Annotated in this window: 22 protein-coding genes and 1 tRNA gene; 13 read left to right on the top strand and 10 right to left on the bottom strand. The window is 58.2% G+C overall.

What is annotated here, in order from left to right:
* Window positions 1-33: 33 nt before the first annotated feature.
* Window positions 34-1,548: an amino acid permease gene (locus J5276_RS03435; protein WP_003513319.1), complete on the bottom strand. Its 1,515-nt coding sequence runs from the start codon at window positions 1,546-1,548 to the stop codon at window positions 34-36.
* A 212-nt stretch (window positions 1,549-1,760) separates the two neighbouring features.
* A complete protein-coding gene (locus J5276_RS03430) occupies window positions 1,761-2,534 on the bottom strand; it encodes an N-formylglutamate amidohydrolase (RefSeq protein WP_112154039.1) in 774 nt (257 codons plus the stop codon).
* A gap of 177 nt (window positions 2,535-2,711) precedes the next feature.
* Between J5276_RS03430 and J5276_RS03425 the strand changes: the two genes are divergently transcribed.
* The 6 genes from J5276_RS03425 (at window position 2,712) to J5276_RS03400 (ending at window position 9,042) form a co-directional block, all read left to right on the top strand.
* Window positions 2,712-3,590, top strand: coding sequence for a MurR/RpiR family transcriptional regulator (locus J5276_RS03425; RefSeq protein ID WP_003513323.1), 879 nt, complete (start codon window positions 2,712-2,714; stop codon window positions 3,588-3,590).
* A 288-nt stretch (window positions 3,591-3,878) separates the two neighbouring features.
* Entirely contained in the window at window positions 3,879-4,985 is a 1,107-nt protein-coding gene (locus J5276_RS03420; protein ID WP_003513325.1) for an ABC transporter substrate-binding protein, read from the top strand.
* Between the two features lie 202 nt (window positions 4,986-5,187).
* Window positions 5,188-6,072 carry an ABC transporter permease subunit gene (locus J5276_RS03415; protein ID WP_038491680.1) on the top strand — a complete coding sequence of 295 codons (885 nt, stop codon included), beginning with the start codon at window positions 5,188-5,190 and terminating at the stop codon, window positions 6,070-6,072.
* A complete protein-coding gene (locus J5276_RS03410) occupies window positions 6,069-6,851 on the top strand; it encodes an iron ABC transporter permease (RefSeq protein ID WP_003513330.1) in 783 nt (260 codons plus the stop codon). The genes J5276_RS03415 and J5276_RS03410 overlap by 4 nt, the downstream gene beginning before the upstream one ends.
* A 13-nt stretch (window positions 6,852-6,864) precedes the next feature.
* Window positions 6,865-7,923 carry an ABC transporter ATP-binding protein gene (locus tag J5276_RS03405; RefSeq protein ID WP_003513332.1) on the top strand — a complete coding sequence of 353 codons (1,059 nt, stop codon included), beginning with the start codon at window positions 6,865-6,867 and terminating at the stop codon, window positions 7,921-7,923.
* A gap of 75 nt (window positions 7,924-7,998) precedes the next feature.
* Window positions 7,999-9,042 carry a zinc-dependent alcohol dehydrogenase family protein gene (locus tag J5276_RS03400; RefSeq protein ID WP_112154040.1) on the top strand — a complete coding sequence of 348 codons (1,044 nt, stop codon included), beginning with the start codon at window positions 7,999-8,001 and terminating at the stop codon, window positions 9,040-9,042.
* A 47-nt stretch (window positions 9,043-9,089) separates the two neighbouring features.
* Here J5276_RS03400 and J5276_RS03395 read toward each other — a convergent pair whose 3' ends face one another.
* Window positions 9,090-9,734, bottom strand: coding sequence for a hypothetical protein (locus J5276_RS03395; protein ID WP_112154041.1), 645 nt, complete (start codon window positions 9,732-9,734; stop codon window positions 9,090-9,092).
* A 200-nt stretch (window positions 9,735-9,934) separates the two neighbouring features.
* On the opposite strand from J5276_RS03395, the gene J5276_RS03390 reads away from it, so the two are divergent.
* Both J5276_RS03390 and J5276_RS03385 read left to right on the top strand, forming a co-directional pair.
* Window positions 9,935-10,711 (top strand): AAA family ATPase, encoded by a 777-nt coding sequence (locus J5276_RS03390; protein WP_209159548.1) that lies wholly within the window; start codon window positions 9,935-9,937, stop codon window positions 10,709-10,711.
* Window positions 10,712-10,790: 79 nt separating this feature from the next.
* On the top strand, window positions 10,791-12,122 hold the full coding sequence (locus tag J5276_RS03385; protein WP_035198632.1) for an MFS transporter: 1,332 nt from the start codon (window positions 10,791-10,793) through the stop codon (window positions 12,120-12,122).
* 70 nt (window positions 12,123-12,192) lie between these two features.
* Here the strand turns inward: J5276_RS03385 and metH are convergent, their stop codons facing one another.
* Entirely contained in the window at window positions 12,193-15,966 is a 3,774-nt protein-coding gene (gene metH / locus J5276_RS03380) for a methionine synthase (protein WP_019565253.1), read from the bottom strand.
* Window positions 15,967-16,145: 179 nt separating this feature from the next.
* Between metH and J5276_RS03375 the strand changes: the two genes are divergently transcribed.
* On the top strand, window positions 16,146-17,405 hold the full coding sequence (locus J5276_RS03375) for an AGE family epimerase/isomerase (protein ID WP_065659168.1): 1,260 nt from the start codon (window positions 16,146-16,148) through the stop codon (window positions 17,403-17,405).
* Between the two features lie 100 nt (window positions 17,406-17,505).
* Here J5276_RS03375 and J5276_RS03370 read toward each other — a convergent pair whose 3' ends face one another.
* Both J5276_RS03370 and J5276_RS03365 read right to left on the bottom strand, forming a co-directional pair.
* Window positions 17,506-18,066, bottom strand: coding sequence for a dual specificity protein phosphatase family protein (locus J5276_RS03370; RefSeq protein WP_003513343.1), 561 nt, complete (start codon window positions 18,064-18,066; stop codon window positions 17,506-17,508).
* 202 nt (window positions 18,067-18,268) lie between these two features.
* The gene (locus J5276_RS03365) at window positions 18,269-18,721 is read right to left on the bottom strand and encodes a hypothetical protein (protein WP_003513344.1); all 453 of its coding nucleotides are present in this window, start codon (window positions 18,719-18,721) and stop codon (window positions 18,269-18,271) included.
* A gap of 386 nt (window positions 18,722-19,107) precedes the next feature.
* Between J5276_RS03365 and J5276_RS03360 the strand changes: the two genes are divergently transcribed.
* Window positions 19,108-19,740 carry an outer membrane protein gene (locus J5276_RS03360; RefSeq protein ID WP_003513345.1) on the top strand — a complete coding sequence of 211 codons (633 nt, stop codon included), beginning with the start codon at window positions 19,108-19,110 and terminating at the stop codon, window positions 19,738-19,740.
* A 212-nt stretch (window positions 19,741-19,952) separates the two neighbouring features.
* Entirely contained in the window at window positions 19,953-20,315 is a 363-nt protein-coding gene (locus tag J5276_RS03355; protein WP_003513347.1) for a hypothetical protein, read from the top strand.
* Between the two features lie 156 nt (window positions 20,316-20,471).
* Here J5276_RS03355 and J5276_RS03350 read toward each other — a convergent pair.
* Window positions 20,472-20,547, bottom strand: a tRNA-Ile gene (locus J5276_RS03350).
* A 178-nt stretch (window positions 20,548-20,725) separates the two neighbouring features.
* On the opposite strand from J5276_RS03350, the gene J5276_RS03345 reads away from it, so the two are divergent.
* Complete coding sequence (locus J5276_RS03345; protein WP_112154043.1) at window positions 20,726-21,469, top strand: SIMPL domain-containing protein; 744 nt, start codon at window positions 20,726-20,728, stop codon at window positions 21,467-21,469.
* Window positions 21,470-21,640: 171 nt separating this feature from the next.
* On the opposite strand, the gene J5276_RS03340 is transcribed toward J5276_RS03345, so the two are convergent.
* Both J5276_RS03340 and J5276_RS03335 read right to left on the bottom strand, forming a co-directional pair.
* Window positions 21,641-22,018 (bottom strand): hypothetical protein, encoded by a 378-nt coding sequence (locus J5276_RS03340; protein WP_003513350.1) that lies wholly within the window; start codon window positions 22,016-22,018, stop codon window positions 21,641-21,643.
* 159 nt (window positions 22,019-22,177) lie between these two features.
* Window positions 22,178-22,603 carry a secondary thiamine-phosphate synthase enzyme YjbQ gene (locus J5276_RS03335; protein ID WP_026330776.1) on the bottom strand — a complete coding sequence of 142 codons (426 nt, stop codon included), beginning with the start codon at window positions 22,601-22,603 and terminating at the stop codon, window positions 22,178-22,180.
* A 252-nt stretch (window positions 22,604-22,855) separates the two neighbouring features.
* On the opposite strand from J5276_RS03335, the gene J5276_RS03330 reads away from it, so the two are divergent.
* Window positions 22,856-25,408: an HWE histidine kinase domain-containing protein gene (locus J5276_RS03330; protein ID WP_111790687.1), complete on the top strand. Its 2,553-nt coding sequence runs from the start codon at window positions 22,856-22,858 to the stop codon at window positions 25,406-25,408.
* A 177-nt stretch (window positions 25,409-25,585) separates the two neighbouring features.
* On the opposite strand, the gene J5276_RS03325 is transcribed toward J5276_RS03330, so the two are convergent.
* Window positions 25,586-26,506 (bottom strand): DUF930 domain-containing protein, encoded by a 921-nt coding sequence (locus tag J5276_RS03325; RefSeq protein ID WP_038491710.1) that lies wholly within the window; start codon window positions 26,504-26,506, stop codon window positions 25,586-25,588.
* Window positions 26,507-26,620 lie beyond the last annotated feature (114 nt).

Raw genomic sequence — 26,620 nt, 5'->3', positions numbered from 1 at the left:
CGGCCGGTATGCGGCCGCCCGTCAGTTCGAGCATCAGGCCTTTGCAGCCGCCGCTGCCATGGCAGCCTGCTTGTGCTCCAGCGCGAACTCCTCTTCCGGCGACAGGATGAGGCGATGGCGTCCGACAAAGGCGAAGTAGGCAATGGCAACCGCAAACCATACGGCTACCCACAGCACACCCTTGGTGAAGTTCGGATCCTGGATCTGATAGAGCAGCGTCACGATGGCGATGATGATTGTCAACACCGCGCCCGGAATGCCGAAGGGCGAGCGGAACGGCCGCTCGATATGCGGCAGATTTTTCCTGAGCAGAATGAAGGAAATCGCCTGCAGGATGTAGGAGAACATCGCACCGAACACGGCCATGTTCAAAAGCACGCTGCCGATGATGCTGCCGCCCTGTTCCGCACCCAGCGAGAACCAGATGACGAGCATGACCGCAAGGCCGACGAGCGCGCCGGCAATATTGGCAACGTATGGCGTCCGGTATTTCGAATGAGTGATCGACAGCACGGTCGGGAAGTAACCCGCACGCGACAGCGAATAGATCTGGCGGCCCTGCGCATAGAGGATCGTATGGAAGCTGGCGATCAGGCCTGTCAGCGCCACGAGACCGAGCAGCACCACGCCGCCATCGCCGTAGATCGCCTTGAAGCCATCCAGCAGCGGTTCAAGCGACGAGCTGAGATGAAAGGCGCCGACGCCCGGTAGTGACGGGTTCAGCAGCACGATCATGAAGGCCGAAACCATCAGCGTGATGACACCGAGAATGATACCCTTGGGCATATCGCGTTTCGGATCAACGGATTCTTCAGCCGCCAGCGGCAGCTGCTCGATGGCGAGGAACAGCCAGACCGCAAAAGGCAGCGTGGCAAGAACGCCCGAAAAACCGAATGGGAAAAAGGAACCGTTGCCTTCCGGCAGCTCCACAGCCTTGCCATCGGGTCCGACACCGATATTAAGCGCGTAACGCGAAAAATCCATGTTCGGAATGGCGCTGACCCAGAAGAACACCAGAACGCCGAGTGAAATCAGCGTGATGACCAGGGTGACCTTGAAGGAAAGCTCAAGTCCGAAGACGTTGAGAGCAAGGAAGATCGCGTAGAAGGCTATCCACACGAAGGGTGAATAGGCCGGATCGAGGCCGAGAATGGAGTTCACATAGGCGGTGATGAAGGTAACGACGACCGCCGGCGTCAGCACATATTCGACATTCTCGCAAAGTCCGGTGACGAAACCGCCCCACGGGCCCATGGCCGTGCGGGCAAAGGAATAGGCAGCACCCGTGTGCGGCAGCGCCGGGCTCATTTCCGCAATCGAGAATGTCAGCCCGAGATACATGATGGCGATGATGATGCCCGCCACCAGCATGCCGCCCCAGCCGCCGGTGGAAAAGCCGAAATTCCATCCGGAAAAATGCCCTGATATAACCGCGCCGACGCCAAGCGACCACAGCGACCACACGCCCGCGTATCGGGATAGTCCGCGTTTTTCGAAATAGGATGCATCAGCCTTCTTGTAGCTGACGCCTGATGATGAACCGTCCATGCCCTTCTCTCCTTAATAGAAAAAAAAGCCAGCCAGCCGTTATTGGCCGATTGTGCCCCCAGTTTCCGGCATCGCCCGGGAGGTTTCCCGCACTGCGCCGCACGCATCTGCTGTTCCCTTGCCGCTTCATGCCGTTCCGGCTTTTGTCGATTGCGGCAGTCTCATTGACGGTCGGCCGCGGTGTTTTCACCATAAGCCGCCCCATTGCTCCCTCACTCATCGATTGATGAGAGCGCCTTCCCCATAAGCTCGTGGAGAAAATCGGCAATTACCGATTGGTCTCCTTCATTGGCGATCAGATCGTTGCGGATCTCGATCATGACGTTCAAAAGTCCGTCCGGCAGCGCATGCAGCCGCAATGTATGCGTTACACCGTCTTCCGGACCGTAGGGATCGTTGCGCTTTACCGTGAGCGCAGAACCCTCGGCGCCCACCAGCATCGCATCGGCCAGCCGGCTGTCAGTATCGTGCAGGATGCCGATCTGCACTTCACGGAACTGACCGTGATAGATCGGCGTGAAACTGTGAATGGTCACCACCACCACCTTGCGGCCGCGGTCCTGCCGCTCGGCAATAATCTCACTGACACGGTCGTGAAACGGCACGTAAAGCGCCGAGGTTCGGGCAAACCGTTCCGCATCGCTCAGATCGAGATTGCCGGAAATATTGTAAATCTCGCTTTTGACCGGCATGGCAGAAGGCGATTCCGGCGGCCGGTTGCAATCATAGACCAGACGCGAAAACCGCTGATGAATGAGCGTGGCATCAAGCTTCTGCGAAAGCAGCCTTGCAACCGCCAAGGCGCCCGGATCCCAGGCCGCATGGCTCGAAAGCACGTCCGGCGAAAGACCGAGCGTACCGAGTTTTTCCGGTATGGTGGCTGAAGCATGTTCGCAGACCAGAACGACGTCGCCCTTTGCTGCGGCGTTCTCGACGCCGACAGCCTGTCCTTCCGCTTCCGTGAAAAACCGTGAACGCACCGTCATGCACGCATCCCGCCCCGAAACCTGCCATCCCGCCGATGACGAAAAGAATTCTTCACATTATCGCGAGTGTCAAATGGAATTTTGAAATTTTCTCTTCATTTTCCCCATTGACTCGATAGCTGGCACAGATGCTTATATTCGCCAATACACCGGCAAAAAGACCGGAAGGGGAAAGATTTGCGCAGTACGACGGCCACCGTGTCGGATGTCATCCATGCCCACTATGACGCGCTGACCCGTTCGGAAAAACGGCTGGCGGAGAGCCTTCTCGGCAACTACCCCGTCTCGGGTCTCGGCAGCATCACCACGATTGCCGAAAACGCCGGTGTTTCGACGCCGACGGTGGCGCGAATGGTGCAGAAGCTCGGATATAAAGGTTACCCGGAGTTTCAGGCCCATCTGCACCAGGAACTGGAAGCGACGATCTCCGGCCCGGTTGCCAAACATGACCGCTGGGCAACCAATGCGCCGGGTCTGCATATTCTCAACCGTTTCGCCGACGCCATAACGGGCAATCTGCGCGACACTTTGAGCGATCTCGACACCGCGGTCTTCGACAATGCCGCAAGGCTGCTCTCGGACCGCAAACGCAGCATCTATTTCGTCGGCGGGCGCATCACCGGCGCGATTGCCGAATATTTTTTCACGCATATGCAGGTGATCCGGCCAAAGACGACGCTGATGTCGTCCAACTCCAGCGCCTGGCCTCAATATATGTTGAATATGAGCGCCGGCGATGTGCTGGTGATCTTCGACATCCGCCGTTATGAGCACGACATGACGACGCTTGCCGAGGTGGCGAAGGCAAACGGCGTACAGATCATTCTTTTCACGGATCAATGGACATCGCCGGTGGCGCGCCACGCGCTGCACACCTTCCGTGTGAAGATCGAAGCCCCCTCGGCATGGGATTCATCGGTCGTTACATTGTTTGTCGTCGAAGCGCTGATCGAAGCAGTGCAGAGCAGTACCTGGGATGAAACCAAGGAGCGCATGAACGCGCTGGAAGGCCTGTTCGAGCAGACGCGTCTGTTCCGCAGGCCGGACCGGACATGAACATTAGTAGCCGGCACAGTGCTTGACGCGGAAACCGCCGGCTGATTGGATACCCGAAATCGCTACCAGCGCGATAAAGCGGGATAAAAACAAGCTGGGGAACATATCTGTCCAACACGAATGATGATGGGATTACCCCGCGATTGCAGGCACAAAGCCGGGTGATGGCGGAAAATGGGCGTAAAGTGACGGAATCCGGATAAATAAATTGCAATCCAGCCGTCACATTAGCTTCATCCAGAATCCGTATCAGCGTCCGTAATACGAGAACACGAAGAGGAGAAAAAAGTGATCTCTCATTGCCGTCGACTGCTTGCTGCCACCACCGCTCTGGTAATGGCCTCCACCGCGATCGCTGCCGCTGCGCCAAGCGCCGAACTGATCGCTGCCGCCAAGAAGGAAGGCATGCTGACCACCGTCGCGCTGCCGCACGACTGGTGTGGTTACGGCGACGTCATCGCCGCTTTCAAGGCGAAATATCCGGAAATCACCGTCAACGAACTCAACCCCGACGCCGGCTCTGCCGATGAAGTTGAAGCGGTAAAGGCGAACAAGGACAACAAGGGCCCGCAGGCTCCTGACGTTGTCGACGTCGGTCTCGCTTTCGGCCCGCAGATGAAGGCCGAAGGCCTGCTGCAGCCTTACAAGGTCTCCACCTGGGACGAAATCCCTGACAACGTCAAGGATCCGGAAGGTTACTGGTACGGCGACTATTACGGCGTGATGTCCTTCTTCGTGAACAAGGACCTCGTCAAGAACGTGCCGAAGGATTGGGCCGACCTGCAGAAGCCGGAATATTCCGGTCAGGTAGCACTTGCCGGCGATCCGCGCGCTTCCAACCAGGCTATCCTCGGCGTTCTCGCCGCCGGTCTTGCCAGCGGTGCGAAGTCCGGCAAGGAAGCCGGTGAGGCTGGCCTGAAATATTTCGCCGAGCTCAACAAGGCTGGCAACTTCCTGCCAGTCATCGGCAAGGCTGGCACGCTGGCACAGGGTGCTACCCCGATCATCGTCGCCTGGGACTATAACGCGCTCTCCTGGAAGAAGACACTGAACGACAACCCGCCCACGGAAGTCGTGGTTCCGGAAAAAGGCGTTCTGGCTGGCGTTTACGTTCAGGGCATTTCCGCTTACGCCCCGCATCCGAACGCTGCCAAGCTCTGGATGGAACACCTCTACTCCGACGACGGTCAGCTCGGCTGGCTGAAGGGTTATTGCCACCCGATCCGCTTCAACGCGATGGTCAAGGCCGGCAAGGTTCCGCAGGAACTGATCGACAGCCTGCCGCCGGCAGCAGCCTATGAAAAGGCAATCTTCCCGACGCTCGAAGATGTCGACGCCAACAAGGCCGCCGTTACCGGCGGCTGGGACAGCGTCGTCGGCGCGAACGTGAAGTAACCTTTGAAAAATACACCCCGGCTTTTCAAAAAGCCGGGGTGCTTCTTTGAAAGCATTTCAGGTAAAACTCCCTAGGTTTTACCCCCGGAAATTGCACAAAACAAAGATCGAAAGTGCGTCTGACGATTCCGTTTTTACCGGACGTGCGATAATAAAGAACTTTATAGACAGACCGTTTGAAAACGGCGTTTGGGGACCAGGCATGCCATCAACCAACTCCGGCGGACCATCCGATGCGGGCAGAAAGTTGCCGCTTCATTGGTTAGGCGTCGTACCTTTTGCTGTTTTTGTTCTGCTGTTTCTGATTTTTCCGACGATGAAAATCGTGGTCGGTGCGTTCCAGCGTCCCGATGGCAGCCTGACGCTGGAAAACGTCGCCGGGCTTTTCACCTCGTCCATCCTCGCGGCCTACTGGATTTCGATCAAGATCAGCCTCGCCTCGGCGGCTCTTGGCTGCCTGATTGGTTTTGCCGTCGCCGCCGCCGTGGTTCTGGGCGGTCTGCCGCAGCGCATTCGCGGACCACTCCTGACATTTTCGGGCGTCGCATCGCAATTTGCCGGCGTGCCGCTCGCCTTCGCCTTCATCGCCACACTCGGCCCGGTCGGCCTACTCACCGTGTTTTTGAAGACGCAGATCGGCATTGATCTTAGACTCCTCGGCTTCAACATCCTGTCCTTCTGGGGCCTGACAGTCACCTATCTGTTCTTCCAGATTCCGCTGATGATCCTCATCATCACGCCGGCGCTTGACGGATTGAAGCGCGAGTGGCGCGAAGCTGCGGAAATCCTTGGCGCGACCGGCGTGCAATATTGGCGCATGGTGGCCTTCCCCATCCTCCTGCCATCGTTGCTTGGCACCATGTCGCTGCTGTTTGCCAATGCCTTCGGTGCGGTGGCCACCGCGATCGCGCTTACCGGCTCGTCGCTCAACATCGTGCCCATCCTGCTTTTCGCGCAGATCCGCGGCGACGTTCTCGGCAATCCGCATCTGGGTTACGCTCTCGCCTTCGGCATGATCGTCGTCACCGGCATTGCCAATGCGCTTTACATCTGGCTGCGCGCCCGTAGCGAAAGGTGGCTCAAATGAAGAAATTCTTCGCCTGGGGCGCGCTGATCTTTGGCCTGCTCTATTTCGCCCTGCCGCTGATCGGCATGACCAACTTCTCGCTGAAAATGCGCCGCGGTGAATATTCCTTCGACGCCTATGGCAAGGTGCTCACCGACCCGCGTTTTCAGGAAACCTTCAGCTATTCGGTGGTGATGGCTCTCTTCACCATCGTTTTCGGTGTGCTGCTGGTGGTGCCCACGGCCTATTGGGTCCGCCTCAAACTGCCGGGCCTGCGCCCCTATATCGAATTCATCACGCTCCTGCCGCTGGTCATCCCGGCCATCGTCATCGTGTTCGGTTATATCAGGCTTTACAACACCTCCAGCTGGCTTCCGCTGACCGGCACGACCTTCGGCACCAACCTGCTTTTGATGTTCGGTTATGCCACGCTCGCCTTGCCCTACATGTACCGCGCCGTCGATACTGGTCTGAGGACCATCGACGTCTCGACGCTGACGGAAGCGGCGCAGAGCCTTGGCGCGGGGTGGACGACCATTCTGTCGCGCATCATCCTGCCCAATGTTCTGGTCGCCGTGCTATCAGGTGCGTTTTTGACCTTCGCCATCGTCATCGGTGAATTCACCATGGCCGCCCTTTTGAACCGCCCGGCCTTTGGCCCCTATATGCAGCTGCTTGGCGCCAACCGCGCCTATGAACCGGCTGCACTTGCCGTGATCTCCTTCGGCATCACCTGGGGTTGCCTTGGGTTGATCCAACTCGTTTCACGCTACCAGAAGGGCGCGCCTCCCAAGGCCTGAGGACAAGATTTTCATGAGCTTTTTGACACTTAGCAATATCAAAAAATCCTTCGGCTCCGTACAGGTCGTCCATGATTTCAACATGGCCATCGAAAAGGGCGAGTTCGTCTCCTTTCTCGGACCATCGGGCTGCGGCAAGACCACCGTGCTGCGCATGATCGCCGGTTTCGAAATCCCGACCGGCGGATCGATCGTCATCAACGGCAAGGACCAGACGACGCTCAGACCGAACCAGCGCAATATCGGCATGGTGTTTCAGGCCTATGCGCTGTTCCCCAACATGAACGTCTACGAAAATGTCGCCTTTGGCCTCAAAGTCGCCGGCAAGCCGAAAGCCGAGATCGATGCACGCGTGAAGGAAATGCTCCAGCTCATCCATCTGGAACATCTGGCGGATCGTTACCCCTACCAGATGTCAGGCGGCCAGCAGCAGCGCGTGGCGCTTGCCCGCGCATTGGCCCCGAAGCCGGAAGTGCTTCTGCTGGACGAGCCGCTTTCCGCGCTCGATGCCAAGATCCGCGTATCGCTGCGCGAAGAAATCCGCCAGATCCAGAGAAAGCTCGGCATCACCACGATTTTCGTGACCCACGATCAGGAAGAGGCCCTGTCGATCTCCGACCGTATCGTTGTCATGAATTCCGGCCGCGCCGACCAGATCGGTTCGCCCTTCGATATCTACAACAAGCCCGCGACCCGGTTTGTCGCCTCCTTCGTCGGCACGCTGAACCTGATCGACGCAACCGTCGTCGATTCCTCTACCAGCACAATCCGTGTCGGGGAGCAGAACGTGACGCTCCACAAGCCGGTCGATGTTGCAAACGGTGAAAAAATCACCCTCGCCTTGCGCCCGGAAGCAGGAGCTCTCGGCGCTGACGCGAAGGGAGACGTGGCTATTTCCGGTATCGTGACCTCAAGCCAGTTCCTGGGCTCAGTAATACGAACCCGTCTTGACCTCGGCGGTTCGACCTTGTCTTTCGACATGTTCAACGATCCCGGAACCGCACCGCCCGCCCTGGGCGAACAAGTAACGCTTAAATTCGCGGCTGGTGATCTTATGGTGATCAAAGATTAAATGGCTTTTCTCCAGCGTCGGAAGCAGATAGAGCAGGTATAATTCAAATCTGCTTACCGACAATGTGAGGCCAGGATGCGCGCGCTTTTTTACGAACTGTTCGGCGAGACCCCGATTGTGGCATCCCTGCCTGATCCGGAGCCGACCGACGACGGCGTGGTCATCGAGGTGAAGGCGACGGGCCTCTGCCGCAGCGACTGGCATGGCTGGATGGGCCACGATACGGATATTCGACTGCCGCATGTCCCCGGCCACGAATTCGCCGGCGTTATCGCTGCCGTCGGAAAGAACGTTACCAGGTTCAAGACAGGCGACCGTGTCACCGTTCCCTTCGTTTCCGGCTGCGGCCGTTGCCATGAATGCCGCTCCGGCAATCAACAGGTATGCGAGACGCAGTTCCAGCCCGGCTTCACCCATTGGGGTTCTTTCGCCGAATATGTCGCCATCGATTACGCGGACCAGAACCTTGTTCATCTGCCTGATACGATGAGCTACGCCACTGCCGCCGGTCTCGGCTGCCGTTTCGCCACGTCCTTCCGGGCTGTGACGGACCAGGGTCGCCTGAAAGGCGGCGAGTGGCTGGCGGTACATGGCTGCGGCGGCGTCGGCCTCTCCGCCATCATGATTGGCGCAGGCCTCGGCGCTCAGGTCGTCGCCATCGACATTGCGGAAGACAAGCTCGAACTTGCCCGCCAACTCGGCGCAACCGCCACCATCAACAGTCGCTCGGTTGCCGACGTCACGGAGGCGGTGCGCGAAGTGACCGGCGGCGGCGCGCATGTCTCTATCGACGCGCTTGGCCACCCGCAGACCTGCTGCAATTCCATCAACAACCTGCGCCGGCGCGGGCGCCACGTTCAGGTAGGGCTGATGCTGGCCGATCACGCCATGCCAGCCATCCCCATGGCCCGGGTGATTGCCCACGAGCTGGAGATTTACGGTAGCCACGGCATGCAGGCATGGCGCTACGAAGACATGCTGGCGATGATCGAGAGCGGCAAGCTGGCGCCCGAAAAACTGATCGGCCGCCACATCACCCTTTCCGATGCCATCACCGCCCTCCCGGCCATGGACCGTTTCCAGGAAAGTGGCATCAGCATCATCGACCGGTTCGAATAACAGTCACAGCCGGAACGTCCCGGAAAATGCCGTTTGTCTAGACGGCATCAGGCATTCCTGCGTCCGAACGGCCGGACTGCCATCCCCGCGCGATTTGGCGCGGCCTCTGGTCTTCTGGTCGGCGGTGCAACCTCATTGAGAGCGGGCGTATAATCCTGGGTAACTGGCGCACGTTGCTGACGTATGGTCGGCGGAAGGGGTTCCGGTAATTCGACGACCGCCTCGATATCTTCCCGCTCGAGACGAGCGTTTCTGCTACCCGACCGATAGTACCAGGGAATACCCCTGCGCAGGAGCACGAACAGGCCCACGAGCAGCACAAACCCACCTATCAGTCTCCCTATAGGCTCAGCCGCCTCCGAAGCCGCCGCACGCTTTTTGCGGTCCTCGACGGTAGGGTCAAATCCAAGCATACTGGAAATGCCCTTAAGGCCCACCTCGTCCAACTTCACGTATTGGTCGCCATTATAAAGAACATAAGCGTCGCCACTACTGCTGTTCAGATAGCCGAGGTCAAAGAACTTCCCTTCCACCACGAAAGTCGTTTGATTGGGCAAGTCGTAGATCCTGTCGATCGTCTCACCGCGACTGAAGCCAGGCGCCGCAAAAAACCGAAAACGCTTGGCATCGGCATCCACAGCAGACGCGAACAAAAATATCATGGCGACGTAAATCAGCGCAATCTGATTCATATCTTCCCCGCAATACAAAAATATCGGGATATATTTCTACAATCGCCTTAATATAAAATTTAATCGATGATTATTCATTTAATTACTTTGAAAATACACAGATGCAATTTTGATACTTATAATATACACCAATATAATATACTCCTCTTCCGCGGGAAACGGACACACAGAAAAAGAAGCATCGATAAAGAGGATTGAAAATGCTGTTTCTCGACAGCGTGACCATGAAGGAAAATTCGGACCGAAGGGACGAATACCCCTTTACCGTTCCGGCGCTGCGCCAGCTGGAACGCCTCGAATTCAAGACGCCGATCACCTTTTTCGCGGGCAATAACGGCTCCGGCAAATCCACGCTGCTGGAAGGGCTGGCGGCCGGAATGACGGCCTATGCCATCGGCAATCATGGACAGGTTGCCGGCGACCTCTATCTTCAGCATGCGGAAACCGTGGCGAAGGCATTCTATTTCGCCCGCAAGAAATACCCGAAAATCCGCATGTTCATGCGCGCCGAAGACGTGCTTGGCTACATCCGCAAGCAGAATGAAGAGACCCTGGATGACTTTCGCTGGGAGCGGGAAAAAGCCCTGAAAAGAGGCGAAGATTTTCCCGAGGAAACACCGGACACTTTCAGGCATATCGTCAGAAGCAACGTCATAGACCGGCGTTCGCATGGCGAGGGATTTCTCGATATCATGCAGCAGCGCCTGCACGGCGCCGGCCTTTATTTTCTCGATGAACCGGAAAGTCCTCTTTCACCGCAAAAGCAGCTGGAGCTTGCGGCTATCGTCCGTCACACGGCAGATAGTGGTGGGCAGTTGATCATCGCAACCCATTCGCCGGCGCTCTTGGCCATTCCCGAAGCGACGATTTATTACTTCGACGAGAGCGGCATCACCGAGCGTCTTTATGACGAGCTGGAAAACATCAGTTTCCTGCGGCGCTTTCTTGATCGTCCATCAAAATTCCTGAGCGATTAGGAGCTGATAAGGCTTGAAATCGCGCATCGCTTGCCGCATGCCCATTAGCAACATGTGAATTAGAAAAAGAAGCAGGCTTATGTCTCCCACCACCACACCGGCAGCTGCCCGGCCCCTGAACAGGCAGGACTACAGAACTCTCGGCCTCTCGGCCCTCGGCGGCGCGCTGGAGTTCTACGATTTCATCATTTTCGTGTTTTTCGCCACCGTCATCGGCCATCTGTTCTTCCCGCCGGAAATGCCCGATTGGCTGGTGATGATCCAGACCTTCGGCATCTTCGCCGCCGGTTATCTGGTGCGGCCGCTGGGCGGCATCGTTCTCGCGCATTATGGCGATCGTTATGGCCGCAAACGCGTCTTCGCCTTCTCCATCCTGCTTATGGCGCTTTCGACGCTCGGCATGGCGCTGATGCCGACCTATGCCACCATCGGCGTTGCGGCCCCCATCCTTCTCATCGTCCTGCGCATGCTGCAGGGTGCGGCCATTGGCGGCGAAGTGCCGGGTGCCTGGACCTTCGTTGCGGAGCACGTGCCCTTTCGCCGCGTCGGGCTCGCCTGCGGTTTTCTGACGTCCGGCCTCTCTTTCGGCATCATGCTCGGTTCGCTGATTGCCTTTGCCATCAATTCCCTCTTCTCGGCAGAAGATGTGGCGGCCTATGCATGGCGCATTCCCTTCCTGCTCGGCGGCATATTCGGCCTGATTGCCGTCTATCTGCGCCGCTGGTTGGAAGAGACACCGATCTTCATGGAGATGAAAAAGTCGAAGTCGCTGACGGACAAGCTTCCGCTTGGCCTTGTGCTGAAGCACCATATGCGCGGCGTGATCATTTCCGCGCTGCTGACCTGGGTTCTGTCCGCAGCCATCGTCGTTACCACGCTGATGACGGCAACCTTCCTGCAGAAGCTCTATGGCTACACACCGACGCAGGCGCTGGCAGGCACCAGCTTCGGCACGCTGTTCCTCATCTTCGGCGTCATCATCGCCGGCGCATTGATCGATCGTGTCGGCTCCGGCATTTTCTTCATGGCCGCCAGCATCTTCTTCGGCATCGCCACCTTCACTTTCTACAGCTATGCCGGCACATCGCTAGAAACCATGTTCGTGCTTTACGGCGTCATGGGCCTGTCGGTCGGCATGGCGGGTGCGGTGCCCTATGTCATGGTGCGCGCATTCCCGGCATCGGTCCGCTTCTCGGGCCTCTCCTTCGCCTACAACGTCTCCTATGCCATCTTCGGCGGGCTGACACCGATTGGCGTAACGATGGCGCTAGCCGTCAATCCAATGGCGCATGCATGGTATCTGGTGTTCATCGCCGCCCTCGCCTTCTGCATCGGCGTTTACCTCTATCTGCGCGGCAGCGAAATCGAAAGCCATGTCGGCATAGAGGAACTGGCGGCCTTAAGGTCGTAAGCCCAACGACGACACAAAAAAAGCGCGGGCAGGACCCGCGCTTTTTATTGCAACAACGGTGGCCGAAACGTCAGGCCGCGCTGTCGATCTCCTCGGCACCGTTTACCGGTACGTAGTTGAGCACCGGTCCGAGCCAGCGCTCTACCTCTACCAACGGCATGTCCTTGCGACGCGCATAGTCCAGCACCTGATCGCGTTCCACCTTGGCAACACCGAAATAATAGCTCTCGGGATGGCCGATATAGAGGCCGGAGACGGAGGATCCGGGCCACATGGCATAACTCTCCGTCAGCTCCACGCCCGCCGCGTTGGTGGCGTCGAGCAGGGAGAACAGGGTTTTCTTTTCGGTATGATCAGGCTGGGCCGGATAACCGGGCGCAGGGCGGATACCGGCATAGGCCTCGCCGATCAGCTCATCGCCGGCAAGAGCTTCTTCGGGCGCATAACCCCAGAATTCCTTGCGCACCCGCTCATGCATACGTTCGGCAAAGGCTTCCGCAAAACGGTCGGCCAGCGCCTTGACGAGAATCGACGAATAATCGTCATTAGCCCGCTCGAAGCGTTCAGCAATCGCCACCTCCTCGATACCCGCCGTGACGACGAAGCCGCCGACATAATCGGCAACGCCGCTATCGACGGGCGCGACGAAATCGGAAAGCGCCACATTGGGGCGTCCGTCACGCTTGGAAAGCTGCTGGCGCAGCGTGAAGAAGGTCGCCAGTTCTTCGGAACGGTTTTCATCCGTGAACAGCCTGATGTCGTCTCCCACCGCATTGGCGGGCCAGAAGCCGATAACAGCCCGCGGCCGGAACCATTTTTCCTCGATGATCTTCTTCAGCATCGCCTGCGCATCGGCATAAAGCTGCCGCGCGGCCTCGCCCTGTTTCTCGTCTTCAAGGATAGCGGGATATCGGCCCTTTAGCTCCCAGGTCTGGAAGAACGGCGTCCAGTCGATGTAACGGGACAGCTCCTCAAGGTCATAGGTCTCGAACACCTTGGTGCCGAAGAATTGCGGCTTCACGACACTATAGGTCGACCAGTCGATCTTGTGCGCATTCTCGCGGGCGCGGGAAAGCGGTAGACGCTGCTTTTCGCGCTCATTGCGGGCATGCGCCTCCGCCACCTTGGCATATTCAGCCCGGATGCCGTCGATATAGGCTGGCTTCTGCTCGGCGGAGAGAAGTGCGGAGACGACGCCCACCGCACGCGAGGCATCGGTGACATAGATCGCCTGGCCCTGTTCGTAACGCGGATGGATTTTCACCGCCGTATGCACGCGGCTCGTTGTTGCGCCGCCGATCAGCAGCGGGATGTTGAAACCCTGCCGCTCCATTTCCGCCGCCACATGCACCATTTCATCAAGCGACGGCGTGATGAGACCGGAAAGACCGATCACATCGACCTTTTCGGCAATCGCCGTTTCAAGGATTTTCGTCGTCGGCACCATCACGCCGAGATCGATGATCTCGTAATTGTTGCAGGCAAGAACGACGCCGACGATGTTCTTGCCGATATCGTGCACATCACCCTTCACGGTCGCCATAAGCACCTTGCCGGCGGCCTTGTTCTGCTCGCCGCCATTCAGGCGCTTTTCCTCTTCCATGTAAGGAAGCAGCACGGCGACGGCCTGCTTCATCACACGGGCGGATTTAACCACCTGCGGCAGAAACATCTTGCCAGAGCCAAACAGGTCACCGACCACGTTCATGCCCGCCATCAGCGGCCCTTCGATAACGTGCAGCGGGCGGGCGGCCTGCTGGCGCGCCTCTTCCGTATCGGCTTCGATGAATTCGGTAATGCCGTTGACCAGCGCGTGTTGCAGCCGCTTTTCGACGGAAAGCTCGCGCCAGGAAAGATCCTGCACCTTCGCCTGTTTTTCACCCGTGCCGCGGAAACGCTCCGCCACGTCAAGCAGCCGCTCCGTTGCGTCGTCGCGGCGGTTCAGCACCACATCTTCGCAGGCCTCGCGCAATTCCGCATCGATGTTGTCGTAAACCGCAAGCTGTCCGGCATTGACGATGCCCATATCCATGCCGACCTGGATGGCGTGGTAGAGGAACACGGCATGCATCGCCTCACGCACCGGCTCATTGCCGCGGAAGGAGAAGGAGAGGTTGGAAACGCCACCGGAAATATGCGTCAGCGGCATGGTTTCGCGGATAGTCTTGGTGGCTTCAATGAAGTCCACGCCGTAATTATTGTGCTCCTCGATACCCGTGGCCACCGCAAACACGTTTGGATCGAAGATGATGTCTTCCGGCGACAGGCCCGCCTTTTCGGTCAAAAGCTTGTAGGCGCGCGTGCAGATTTCCACCTTGCGCTGATAGGTATCCGCCTGCCCGACCTCGTCAAATGCCATGACCACGACCGCAGCACCGTAATTGTGGACGAGCCGCGCCTGCTGGAGAAACTTCTCCTCGCCTTCCTTCAGCGAAATCGAATTGACGATCGATTTGCCCTGCACGCATTTCAGACCGGCTTCGATGATTTCGAACTTGGATGAGTCGATCATCACAGGCACGCGGGCAATATCAGGCTCGGCGGCAATGAGGTTCAGGAACTCCACCATCGCCTTTTGCGAGTCGATCAGGCCCTCATCCATGTTGATGTCGATGATCTGCGCACCGTTTTCCACCTGATCGCGGGCGACAGCCAGCGCCGCCGTGTAATCGCCGGCGGTGATCAGCTTGCGGAAGCGGGCCGAGCCGGTGACGTTGGTACGTTCGCCCACGTTGACGAAGGGAATGTCCTTGGTCAGCACGAAGGGTTCGAGACCCGAAAGCGACATGAAGGGCTTGTGCTCGGGAATGGGGCGCGGCTTGTAATCCTTGACGGCTTCGGCAATCGCCCGGATATGCTCGGGCGTCGAGCCGCAGCAACCGCCGACGATGTTGACAAGACCGTCGCGGGCAAAACCCTGTACCTGGCGCGCCATCATCTCGGGTGTTTCGTCATATTGCCCGAATTCGTTCGGCAGGCCGGCATTCGGATAGGCGCAGACGAAGGTGTCGGCCACATCCGAAAGCTCCTGCAGATGCGGACGCATGGCATCTGCACCAAGAGCGCAGTTGAGGCCGATGGTGAAGGGGTTGGCGTGTCGCACCGAGTTCCAGAAAGCAGACGGCGTCTGGCCGGACAGCGTGCGGCCGGAAAGGTCCGTGATCGTGCCTGATATCATCACCGGCAGACGGATGCCCTTGGCCTCGAAGCGCTCCTCACAGGCGAAGATTGCGGCCTTGGCGTTCAGCGTATCGAAGATCGTCTCGATGAGGATGATATCCGCGCCGCCATCGATCAGCCCGTCGATCTGCTCGCCATAAGCGATGCGCAGATCGTCGAAACTGACGGCACGGTAACCAGGATTGTTGACATCAGGCGAAATCGAGGCGGTGCGGTTGGTCGGACCGATAGCGCCCGCAACGAAGCGGCGGCGGCCATCTTCGCGTTCAGCTCGCTGGGCAGCACGGCGGACGATCTGCGCCCCTTCGCGGTTGAGATCGTAGACGGCGTTTTCCATCTCGTAGTCCGCCTGCGCGATGCGCGTCGACGAAAACGTGTTGGTTTCGAGAATATCCGCGCCCGCCATCGCATAGCGATAATGGATTTCTTCGATGGCATCCGGCTGGGTCAGGATCAGAAGGTCGTTATTGCCCTGCTGGTGACAGGCGCAGCCGATAAAACGATCACCGCGAAAATGATCTTCATCAAACCCCAGCCCTTGAATCTGCGTGCCCATTGCGCCATCGAGAATGAGGATACGTTCGCTGGCGGCCTGGCGCAGCGCGCGCAAAATTTCCGCGCCGTCGCGCTTTGCCCCTTCAGGGCCGAACAGATCGTCAAACACCGGCGCACTCCTCATTTCGATTTGCAAGATCGCAAGCCGTCAAGTCACATAAAGATATGTTTATGTCAATATATCTTCAAGGTATAGGTATGGCTTTGCGTCGTTGCGGCAGACTACGAAATTTCACTGACAGATGACAGGTTTATGCAGCAAGGATATAAGCCGAAGCAGCAAACCGCATGGAGGACGAAATGCCCGAGGACGACCACAACAACCGGAACTGGAACACCTTGCCATGGCATCGCCAGTGGCTGGTCAAACAGGCCGATGGGCTTTTCGACTTCTTCCAGTACCGCGCCGTCAATCCGGCCGGTGGCTTCTTCGATCTCGACGCCAAGGGTGCGCCGCTGCAGAAAAACGACCCCGTGCGCGGCATCCATGCCTCCGCACGCATGGTGCATTGCTTCTCCATCGGCCACCTGCTCGGACGGCCGGGCTGCGGCGATATTGTCGACCACGGCATGACCTACCTCTGGAACAATCATCGTGACAGCGAGCACGGCGGTTATTTCTGGCAGGTCAACGATGGCGGCCCGGTGGACGCCACCAAACAGGGTTATGGCCACGCCTTCGTGCTTCTGGCCGCTTCCTCCGCCAAAACTGTCGGCCACCCGCTTGCTGACAAGATGTTGGCCGACATCACCGAGGTTCTGGAAACGCGTTTCTGGGAAGAAAAACACGGCGCTATCGCCGAGGAATTCAACCGCGACTGGTCACCCATCGACAATTATCGCGGCCAGAATTCCAACATGCATCTGACCGAAGCGCTGATGGCCGCCTACGAGGCGACCGGCGACAGCCATTACCTGACAAAGGCCGAACGCATCGCCGATCTCGTCATCCGCCGCCGCGCCGGTGAGCTGGATTTCCGCGTGCCGGAACATTTTGACGAGAACTGGACACTCGACAAGGAGTATCGTGGCAACGAAATGTTCCGCCCCTCCGGCTCCACTCCCGGCCACTGGCTGGAATGGGCGCGCCTCATCCTGCAATTGTGGGTGCTGGGCGAACGCCGCCATGACTGGATGCCGGTGGCGGCAAAATCGCTCTTCGTGCAATCCATGGCGCTTGGCTGGGACCGCGAAAAAGGCGGCTTCTTTTATACGCTCGACTGGCACGACAATCCCGACAAGACGGCAAAGCTCTGGTGGCCCATGTGCGAGGCGGCGGGTGCAGCCCACTTCCTCAACGAAAATCTGCCGGCGGACGAATTTTACGAAGACAGCTACCGCCGCATCTGGAGCACGATCGCCAACAATTTCATCGACCACGACAATGGCGGCTGGCACGAGGAGCTGACGGAAAATCTGATTCCAGCCAACACGCTTTTCCCCGGCAAGGGCGACATCTACCACGCGCTTCAGGCCTGCCTGATCCCGCTATTTCCGGCAACGGGAAGTTTGACGAAAGTGATCAAGGAAGGCGGCGGCTCCTATTGAGGCCGCTGCAAGAATGAAGCATCTGACACGCTCCGTCATACCGGACGTGATCATGCCGACACCCCGGATCAAATCCGGGGTGTCGGCATATAGAGGCGCCTCAAAATCCGATAGTTTCCTCGAAATCATCCCAGGACTGGTACATTTCATAACGGCCGATACCCGGGATCGGCACATGTCCGTAATAGGGTGAAAGCTGGAACTCGGCGGCAGCCTCGCTTTTGCCGGCAACGGCGCTCACATAGATCGCGGAGGCGAGCCCGGTTCGGTTGGCGCCGTGTTCGCAATGGATGAGGATCGGTTTTTCAGCGTTGCGCAGCACGGCGACGAGCGTTTCCGCTTCCTCCACCGAGACCTTCTCGCTTGAACTCAGCGGATAATCGACAAGCCGGACACCGTTGTTTTTCGCTGCCTGGCTTTCGGCGTCATACCAGCCTTCACGCTTTTCATCGCGCAGATTGATGATCGTCTTGATGCCGTAGGCCTTGGCATAGGCCGTGATGTCCTTACCGCTCGGCTGGGCCGAACGATAAAGTTCGCCGGGGATGACCTCGTGAAAATTTCCGGTCAGCTGGCCAATGCCCATATGCGCGCCGGCCAGAACCGGCAGAGCCACCAGGCCAATGGCGGCAATTTTCAGAAACTTCAGAACTATACGCAAAACCTAAACCCGCAACATTCATCGGACGGGTGGGCAGGTGGCATTGCAAATCGGCGAAAACAAGTCCCGCAGCGGCGAAAGCGGCCTCGGCGTGGCCGGCAACGACGCGGGCACCTTTACGAACCCCTTGCGAAACAAGGGGTTCAGGCGACAGCACGAAAATGTTCAAGAAACCGTGAGGGTCGGAAGCAGCGACAGCCGTTCAATCGAATTCCGCAGAAACGATGGTGACGCGCCATTCCAGCCGTTGCGGATCTACCGTTTCATTGTTGCGCAGTCGGAAAGAGCGGCACGCGGCAAAGGTCTCCCCGGCCTCGATCCGCCTTTCACTCACCTGATAGGGATCGAAGGCGACGGAGGCGCGGAAGGCAGGCTCGAACCCTTCAAGCGTATAGGTCAGGCGCTGCACGGCAACATTATTGTCGTTGCGGAAGCTGACGCGGATCGGCAATGCCGCATCCGTGCACGCCGCATCGAAGCTAGCCGTCGCAATCACATGGTCGAGCCGCTGGCTACCGCGCTGCCAGTCGTAAATGACAAAGGCGGCAGTGGTTCCCCAGATCAACAGCAGGCAGATGACGACCGGTTTGAGGTGCCGCGGAAACGCGATGAGGGTGAGAAGAAGAATGGCACTGAGAACGGCTCCGACAATCACGTCGCCCCTCCCCCATGAAAACTAACCCGCATGCGATCCTGTCCTCCCTTGCCCATTCCTGCCCGCAACATCAGCCCTATCCAGGTGCCGAAGCACCGGCGTTGCCGCAGACAGCCACAACTCTATGGTCGTGCCCCCCGCTGTCAAGACAACCAAGCGTGACCCCTCTCCCGTCGCTTTGACAAGGCGGCGAAAGGAACCAAACGCCGTTGAAGGCGTTCGCCGCATCAGAACAGCATGACGGGGCGGTAAAAAACGTCGCGATTTGGGCAAGGAAGGCCGGCAACTCGAGGGAACAATCTGCCCCTTAGAACCGCCGATCTCCAACCCATATTAAATGCACCTAATATATGTTATAGAAGTCAATCAGCTCAGGGAGAAAAACGATGAAAACGCTGATCGTAACGTCACTCTTGGCCCTGTCCGCCAGCACCGCGATGGCTGCGGATGCCGTCTACGAAACCCCGGCGCCTCCGGTCGCGCAGGAAACCCTGCCGGTATTTACCTGGTCTGGTCCGTATCTTGGTATTCAAGGCGGCGCAGGCTGGGCGAACGGCGATTTTTCGGCTGGCGGCCCCGTCGCGTCGGATAGTTTCGATGGCGGCATTCTGGGCGCTTTTGCCGGTTACAATTACCAGTTCGATAATAATTTCGTCCTCGGTATCGAAGGCGATGTCGATTACAACTGGAACGACAATGACTATGCCGGCGTGAACATCGGCACCGACTGGCAGGGCTCCGTTCGTGGCCGTGTCGGTTACGCTTTCGACCGTGCCTTGATCTATGGTACCGCCGGCTGGACAGCGACGCGCGGCTTCATCGAAACGCCTGGCGCCGGAAAGGATAGCACGACGTTCAACGGTTACACCGTCGGCGCTGGCCTGGACTATGCCTTCACCGACAATGTGTTCGGCAGGATTGAATATCGCTACAATGACTATGGCGACAAGGACATCTTCGGCGTCAACACCGATTTCGACCAGAGCACCGTCAAGGTCGGCCTTGGTGTGAAGTTCTGATAGAGTCGACAAACGTCAGCAAAAGAGCCCGGCCAAGTGCCGGGCTTTTTCTTTGTCGGAACGCCGCACCAGCTTCGCCCTGAGACTGTAAAAACGTGGAAAATGTGAACATCGCAAAAATGAGATATTCACGGACCGTTCAGCCGGCCCGTGCCATCATGCGGGCATAATGAGCCTCTATCTCCCGAAGCAGGCTTATGGAGTAGCCCTCGATGAAAAAGATCATTCTTACAACCCTTGCCGCGCTGGTTGCCACCGGCAGCGTCTTCGCGTCCTACGGCACCGCTGCCGCGCAGGACTATCCCTATCGTCCGCGCTACGATCGTGGCGGCCCGCCCCCACCGCCCTATCGCGAACACCGCCGCCACAATGATGGTGCTGCGATTGCCGGCGGACTGGCTGCAGGCGTTATCGGCGGCCTGATCGGCGGCGCAATCGCCAACGGCGGCAACAGCGGTCCCCGCTACTACGAGCCACCACCGCCGCCCCGCCCACGCTGCTGGTTCGAAGACCGCCGCGTTCCCAATTCCTATGATGGCGGCTGGCACACCGAAAGCATGCGGGTCTGCGACTGACCCCATAGCTGAAAATCCGTAATGAACAATCCGATCAGTCTGAATGGCTGGTCGGATTTTTTGTTGGATGAGCAAAATCCAAGGAATGCGCAATGATCGATGATGTATCGACTTGCTATACGGAATCGCACCAACTCGTTCAAAATATAAGGAAAATGGTGGGCCCGGAGAGACTCGAACTCCCAACCAAGCGGTTATGAGCCGCCGGCTCTAACCATTGAGCTACAGGCCCTTTCGGAAAAATTATCCGAAACACCGGCTTCGCAATGGTTCGAATCCGGTGGGTCACGCTCTAACGTAATTTTTACGGCCCGACAAGCCATTGATGCTATCGCAAGCTGCCGTTGCCGTATTAGCTTCACAATCTAAGGCAATACCCTGCAAAGGGACACAATCAACGAGGAAACACCATGACGACGACAAAGGCCCGCCTTTTCGCACTTAGTGCATTGACCGCAGCAGCAATGATGCCGCTTGCCGGTAATGCCCTTGCGCAGGATGCCACTCCGCGCGAAGCAACCATCAGTGTTTCCGGCGAAGGCCAGTCGGCAATCGCGCCCGATATGGCGATCCTGTCATTCAGTGTCGTCAAGCAGGCGGAAACGGCGGCTGCGGCTCTGACAGAGAATTCCAAGGCGCTCGCCGAGGTTCTGAAATCGCTGAAGGCGTCCGCCATCGAAGACCGCGACCTGCAGACGAGCAATTTCTCCGTGCAGCCGCTTTACAAGCATTATGAGCCGAAAGACGGCGTTTACGTTGCACCGGAAATTACCGGCTATCAAGTTTCCAACGGACTGACCGTGCGCGTACGCGACCTGAAGAAGCTGGGCGAGATACTCGATACCTCCGTCAAGCTCGGTATCAACCAGGGCGGCGATATTACCTTCACCAATGACAAGCCGGAAGCAACCGTAACCGAGGCCCGCAAGCAGGCCGTTGCCGATGCGCTGGCCAAAGCGAAAACGCTGACGGAAGCGGCGGGCGTGAAGCTTGGACGCGTGATCCAGATAAGCGAGAACATGCAGCGCCCCATGCCGGTGCCGCAGGCCATGATGCGCGCTTCGATGGCGAAGGAGGCCGACAGCGTGCCGATCGCTTCGGGTGAGAACAGCTACAGCGTGGTGGTCAACGTCACCTTCGCCCTGGGCGAATAAAACAGTCGGAGCGGCGGCATTGCCCGCCGCCCGCATTTGCCGAACGGCTGCGCGTAACCGCCACCCGAGAGGCCACAAAAAGAAACGCCCCCCGCCTGTCATGACAAGCGAGGGGCATTTTTTTTGATCCGCGCGAAGGGCGGGGGATTTCCGCGGATCAATATCAGCCGTTTAGCGACGGATCACCGGGCAACCACGCTCATTGGCGAAGAAGATGCGGTCAGGACCGCGACGGTCGAAGCCTGCAACCACGACACGGCGCGGCGATACATCGACAACGCGCGCGCGGCGAAGACCCATGCGGCTAGCCTTTTCCTCCGCAAGCCGCGGCGAGCAACCGTAACGCGGGCGGTCAGGACGGCCCCAACCCGGACCAGGACGATCGGGACGACCCCAGCCCGGGCCGCGGCCTCTGTCATGACCGTATCCATCCTGAACCTGAACTCTGAGCTGAACATCCGGGCCAGCCGAGGCAGCTGGAGCGGTGACGGAAATTCCGCCGAGGGCGATGAGGGCAGCCAGGCCGGCTTTTGCGAAGGTGCTGAACATGAACTCACTCCGTTTGTTTCTGCGCCGGCAGGGACGTCCCCCGGCGATTGACGAGACCCTAGACCCGCCCGCCTGAACGCCGACAGAACCGCATGTTCAGCAGACGTTCAGAGACATTAACGGGAAAACGAAAGGAAAAGTCGGGGCTTTTGACGGGAATCATGGGGAGATATGCAGAACGATTTCACGGCGGTGCGGCCGGTCGCGATGTTCGAAAAGATAAAGGCCCTGCCATGTGCCAAGGGTAAGCCTGCCATCGCTGATCGGTACTCCGATGGAAACCGCGGTCAGGGCCGATTTGATGTGAGCAGGCATGTCATCAGGGCCTTCGAGCGTGTGGACGACCCAGCGCATGGAGACATCGTCGGAAGGTGGCACGAGGCGGGAAAAAAATACCGCCAGATCACGCCGGACATCCGGATCGGCATTTTCCTGGATAAGCAGGGAGCAGGATGTGTGCCTGACGAAGACGGTCAAAAGGCCTTCGTCCACGCCTGCCTCCTTCACAAAGCGCTCGGCCTCGGACGTAAATTCGTAGAGCCCCTGCCCGTGGGTGGTGGTAATGGTCATTTTCTTCTGCGGCACGTTATTTCCTTTAGAAAATTCGGAACAAATTAGGCACTGCAAACGTTGGACCATGTCGAATTGTAACTGATGGCGAAAAGGCGTGCTTCCATGACATGGCGGCTGCCTTTAATAGAACGGAATACCGGCGTCACGGTTGCAAAAAACGGGGAAGGATTGGCACTATCAGAATGAACCATTCAGGCTTTCCCGTCTGCGGACGACTAAACTATTTTCAGTGCAAGACAGGCAAAGGGTGCGAGAGATAGATTCATGGCATCCACTGATTATAATGTCGACCTGACAAATTGCGACCGCGAACCCATCCACATTCCAGGTTATATTCAATCGCACGGCTGCCTGATCGCTTGCGACAACGCCATGCGCATGGTCCTGCGGCATTCGGAAAACTGTCGCGAGATTTTGCGCGTCGATGGCGATATCAACGGCAGAACCGCCGAAGAAGTGCTTGGTAAAAATCTTGTCCATGACCTTCGCAATGCACTCACGGTAACCGGCAGGACCACCCGCCCTGCCATGCTGCCCAATATGGAACTGCGCGATGGTCGCAGCTTCGATATTGCGCTCCACCGCTATAAATCCACGACGATCATCGAATTCGAACCGTCAGGGAGCGAGACCCAGCCGCTTGGTACCGCACGCAAGATGGTGGACCGCATTCGCGAGGCGGACACGGTCGAAAGCCTGATTTCGAGAACAACCCGGCTGGTAAAGGCGACCTTGGGTTACGACCGGGTGATGATCTACCGTTTCGAGGATGACGGTGCAGGCAAGGTCGTGTCGGAGGCAAAGCAGCCGGAACTGGAAAGCTTTCTCGGACAATATTTTCCGGCAAGCGACATACCGCAGCAGGCCCGCACGCTCTATCTTAAAAACACACTGCGCATCATCTCCGACGCCAGCGGAATACGAGTTCCCGTATTGCCCGCCATCGATGTGTCTGGTGAACCGCTCGATCTGTCATTCGCGCATTTGCGCAGCGTTTCTCCCATCCATTGTGAATATCTTCGCAATATGGGCGTTGCTGCCTCCATGTCGATTTCGGTGATCGTCGATGGCGCCCTGTGGGGCCTTATCGCCTGCCACCATTATTCGCCACGCGTTCTGACGATGTCAGTCAGGATCGCCGCAGAAATGTTTGGAGAGTTTTTCTCCATGCATTTGCAGGTCCTTAAGCAGAAGCGCAAACTCGATACCGTCAACCACGCCCATGCCGCTCTAGACCGCTTCCTGCGGCTCGCCGCCCATCACGCGCACATCGAGGAACTGCTGATCGACAGTTTCCAGGATTTTGCCGATCTGATGCCATGCGACGGCGTCGGGCTTTGGGTAGACAACAACTGGCACGGCCACGGCGCAACGCCGCCCGCGGATGCCATTCCAAGGCTGGCGCGCTTCGTAACCTCTGTCAGTGAGGGAAGGGTCTGGGCAACCCACGCCATCTCGCAAGCCATACCGGAAGCGGAGATTTATGCAGATATCGCAGCCGGAATGCTCGCCATTCCGCTGTCACAGGTCAAAAACGACTATCTGCTGTTTTTCCGCAGGGAGATCGTGCAGAACCTGAACTGGGCCGGCAACCCGGAAAAATCCTATGAGACCGGTCCGCTCGGCGATCGTCTCACCCCGCGCAAGAGCTTCGCGATCTGGAAGGAGACCGTGCGCCTGCAGGCGCAGCCATGGTCCGATGCGGACCGGGAAATTGCCGAAGCCGCAAGAATAGCGTTGGTCGAGGTCGCATTCCATCACAGCGAGCTGATGGCGGGCGAAAGGGAGCGCGCGGAAGTGCGCCAGCGCATGCTGAACGAAGAGCTCAACCACCGCGTCAAGAACGTTCTCGCCATTATCAAATCGCTGGTCGGCAATCCCTCGCAGGAGGGTAAAACCCTGCAGGAATATGTCGGTGCGCTGAAGGGTCGTATCCAGGCATTGTCCTTTGCCCATGACCAGATCATTCGCGGTGAAGGCGGCGGGTCGTTGCGCGACCTGCTGGACGCCGAATTGTCGCCGCACCGTTCAGCCGAGGCTATTGTTGATCTTGCCGGACCACAGGTCACGCTCGATTCGCGCGCATTTTCCGTCATGGCCCTCGTACTGCATGAACTGGCGACGAATGCTGCCAAATACGGCGCGCTTGCGCAGACCGGCGGAAAACTGGATCTGCGCTGGGAAGTCGACGAAAACCGCGATTGCCTGATACATTGGCGCGAAACTCTGCCTACCAAGCTGCCCACACCATCACGCTCCGGGTTCGGCACGGCGCTCATCAGCCGCAGCATCCCCTACGATCTGGGCGGACGCAGCACCATTCGGTATTTGCCTGATGGGCTTGAGGCGGAAATTCTCCTGCCCTCCCGCCATATCTCAGCAGTCATGACAGCTTCCGAGATGAAGACGGAGGATGACACCGTACCACAACCCAGACGGTCCAACCGGGAGGAAACGTTGAAAATATTGCTCGTAGAAGACCAGATGCTGATCGCCATGGATGTGGAGAACATGCTGGAAGACAACGGCATCAAGACAATCGAAACCGCGACCTCCTCGGCAATGGCCATCGAGAAGCTGAAGAGCTACGTGCCGGATGTGGCTATCCTCGACATCAATCTCGGCTCCGACACCTCCATCGCCGTCGCACGCGAGCTTCACCGCCGCGGCATCCCCTTCCTGTTCGCCACCGGCTATGCCGATGCCAGCATGGTGCCTGACGACTTCGGCAACGTGCCTGTTATCAGGAAGCCTTACGACGAAGATGCGCTGATGGCGGGTATCGGGCTGTTGGTCGGTGATACGGAGAGGGTGTAAGCTCCTAGCCCTGCTGACCGACACATTTCCAGACTGGAAGTCATCCTTGGGCTTGTCCCAAGGATTTAAACACGTCTACGAGATCAGTCGGTTGCATATCCTCGGGACAAGCCCGAGGACGACGGAGTGGCGGACGGAAACCTTCGTCAGCAAACCGAAAGTTTAAAAAACTAGCCTTCATTGAAATCGGGTGAAGCCCCGCTTTTTCGCCTCATCCGGTGTTAAGGCGTTCCCAATTTTAAACCGGAAGGCCGTAACGGCGTAGTTATCCAGATCGACCTCGCACTGAAAAGACACATCGTGCCAGCTATTGCCGGTGTTGAATGCGCCGCCGGAAGCATCAATCGAATTCCCCGATATCCTCCCGCCCGTATCCGAATAGGGTATCATGCCACGGGCGGCAAAACCCGCGCCCTGAATTTGCGCCAGAGCCTCCGTGCTGCAAAGCTGAACAATGCGGCGGCGGGGCGGCAGATCACCAAACATCTGGCGTCTTTGGGCCGGAGAAAGCAGCGACGAAGACAATAATTGTTTGGCGGCGGGAAGTTTCGCGGGCTTCTCCTTTGCCACCTCGGCAGGTTTTTCGTCAGCCGGTTTCTCCTGCGGCACAGGCGCCTTTTCCGGCTCGGCCTCTTGCTTGACGGGTGAAACCGCAATTTCTCCCTGCTCGGCGGACGCCTTGAGATCGCCGTTGGCGGCAGATGGCGCGGGCTTATCCTCAGCCGTCTTTTCAGGCTGGCTTTCAGGCTCCTTGGAAGGCTCGGTCTTGTCCGCTTCCTCCGCCTTACCTGGCTTGTCCTCTGGGTCCGCCTGCGTCTCCTCCGGCCGCATGGCGATCGCCGGCAGCGTCGCCTGCAAGGGCGGCGAAGGTTTCGGCTCCTCTGCCGGCGGAGCGGGCGGCGGTGGTGGAGGCTGCGGCTTTTCTTGCTTTGCCTGCTCGGCGGCGGGAGGCTTGGCTTCTTCCGGCTTCTTTTCCTCAGGCGGCGGCACCAGATCGACGCTGATGCTTTCCGGCTCCTGCGGTTCGGCTATGCGTTCGGGCAGTTCAAAAAGAAAGATCGCGACCACAGCCAGATGCAGCAACACGGAGACGGGCACCGCCCATCCCTTCCCTCGCCATCTGCTTGCCGAAACCTGTTGCATGTTATCGAGCCAAATCGAACCTGAGCATTTCCGAAAACGCGGAACGCTTTGTTTTCACACATAAGGCTT

It is taken from the genome of Agrobacterium sp. S7/73 (assembly GCF_019355535.1).
GTDB classification, from domain to species: Bacteria; Pseudomonadota; Alphaproteobacteria; order Rhizobiales; family Rhizobiaceae; genus Agrobacterium; species Agrobacterium tumefaciens.
Note: the sequence above shows the minus strand (reverse complement) of the source record. Positions and strands in the feature narration are given on the sequence as shown.

Bases quoted from the DNA above. Each gene is read 5' to 3' on its own strand.
- J5276_RS03430 (WP_112154039.1), bottom strand. From the start codon at position 2,534: ATGACGGTGCGTTCACGGTTTTTCACGGAAGCGGAAGGACAGGCTGTC.
- J5276_RS03375 (WP_065659168.1), top strand. From the start codon at position 16,146: ATGGAGGACGAAATGCCCGAGGACGACCACAACAACCGGAACTGGAAC.
- J5276_RS03410 (WP_003513330.1), top strand. From the start codon at position 6,069: ATGAAGAAATTCTTCGCCTGGGGCGCGCTGATCTTTGGCCTGCTCTAT.
- J5276_RS03395 (WP_112154041.1), bottom strand. From the start codon at position 9,734: ATGAATCAGATTGCGCTGATTTACGTCGCCATGATATTTTTGTTCGCG.
- J5276_RS03340 (WP_003513350.1), bottom strand. From the start codon at position 22,018: ATGTTCAGCACCTTCGCAAAAGCCGGCCTGGCTGCCCTCATCGCCCTC.
- J5276_RS03390 (WP_209159548.1), top strand. From the start codon at position 9,935: ATGCTGTTTCTCGACAGCGTGACCATGAAGGAAAATTCGGACCGAAGG.
- J5276_RS03405 (WP_003513332.1), top strand. From the start codon at position 6,865: ATGAGCTTTTTGACACTTAGCAATATCAAAAAATCCTTCGGCTCCGTA.
- J5276_RS03355 (WP_003513347.1), top strand. From the start codon at position 19,953: ATGAAAAAGATCATTCTTACAACCCTTGCCGCGCTGGTTGCCACCGGC.
- J5276_RS03345 (WP_112154043.1), top strand. From the start codon at position 20,726: ATGACGACGACAAAGGCCCGCCTTTTCGCACTTAGTGCATTGACCGCA.
- J5276_RS03330 (WP_111790687.1), top strand. From the start codon at position 22,856: ATGGCATCCACTGATTATAATGTCGACCTGACAAATTGCGACCGCGAA.
- J5276_RS03400 (WP_112154040.1), top strand. From the start codon at position 7,999: ATGCGCGCGCTTTTTTACGAACTGTTCGGCGAGACCCCGATTGTGGCA.
- J5276_RS03385 (WP_035198632.1), top strand. From the start codon at position 10,791: ATGTCTCCCACCACCACACCGGCAGCTGCCCGGCCCCTGAACAGGCAG.
- J5276_RS03435 (WP_003513319.1), bottom strand. From the start codon at position 1,548: ATGGACGGTTCATCATCAGGCGTCAGCTACAAGAAGGCTGATGCATCC.
- J5276_RS03360 (WP_003513345.1), top strand. From the start codon at position 19,108: ATGAAAACGCTGATCGTAACGTCACTCTTGGCCCTGTCCGCCAGCACC.
- J5276_RS03415 (WP_038491680.1), top strand. From the start codon at position 5,188: ATGCCATCAACCAACTCCGGCGGACCATCCGATGCGGGCAGAAAGTTG.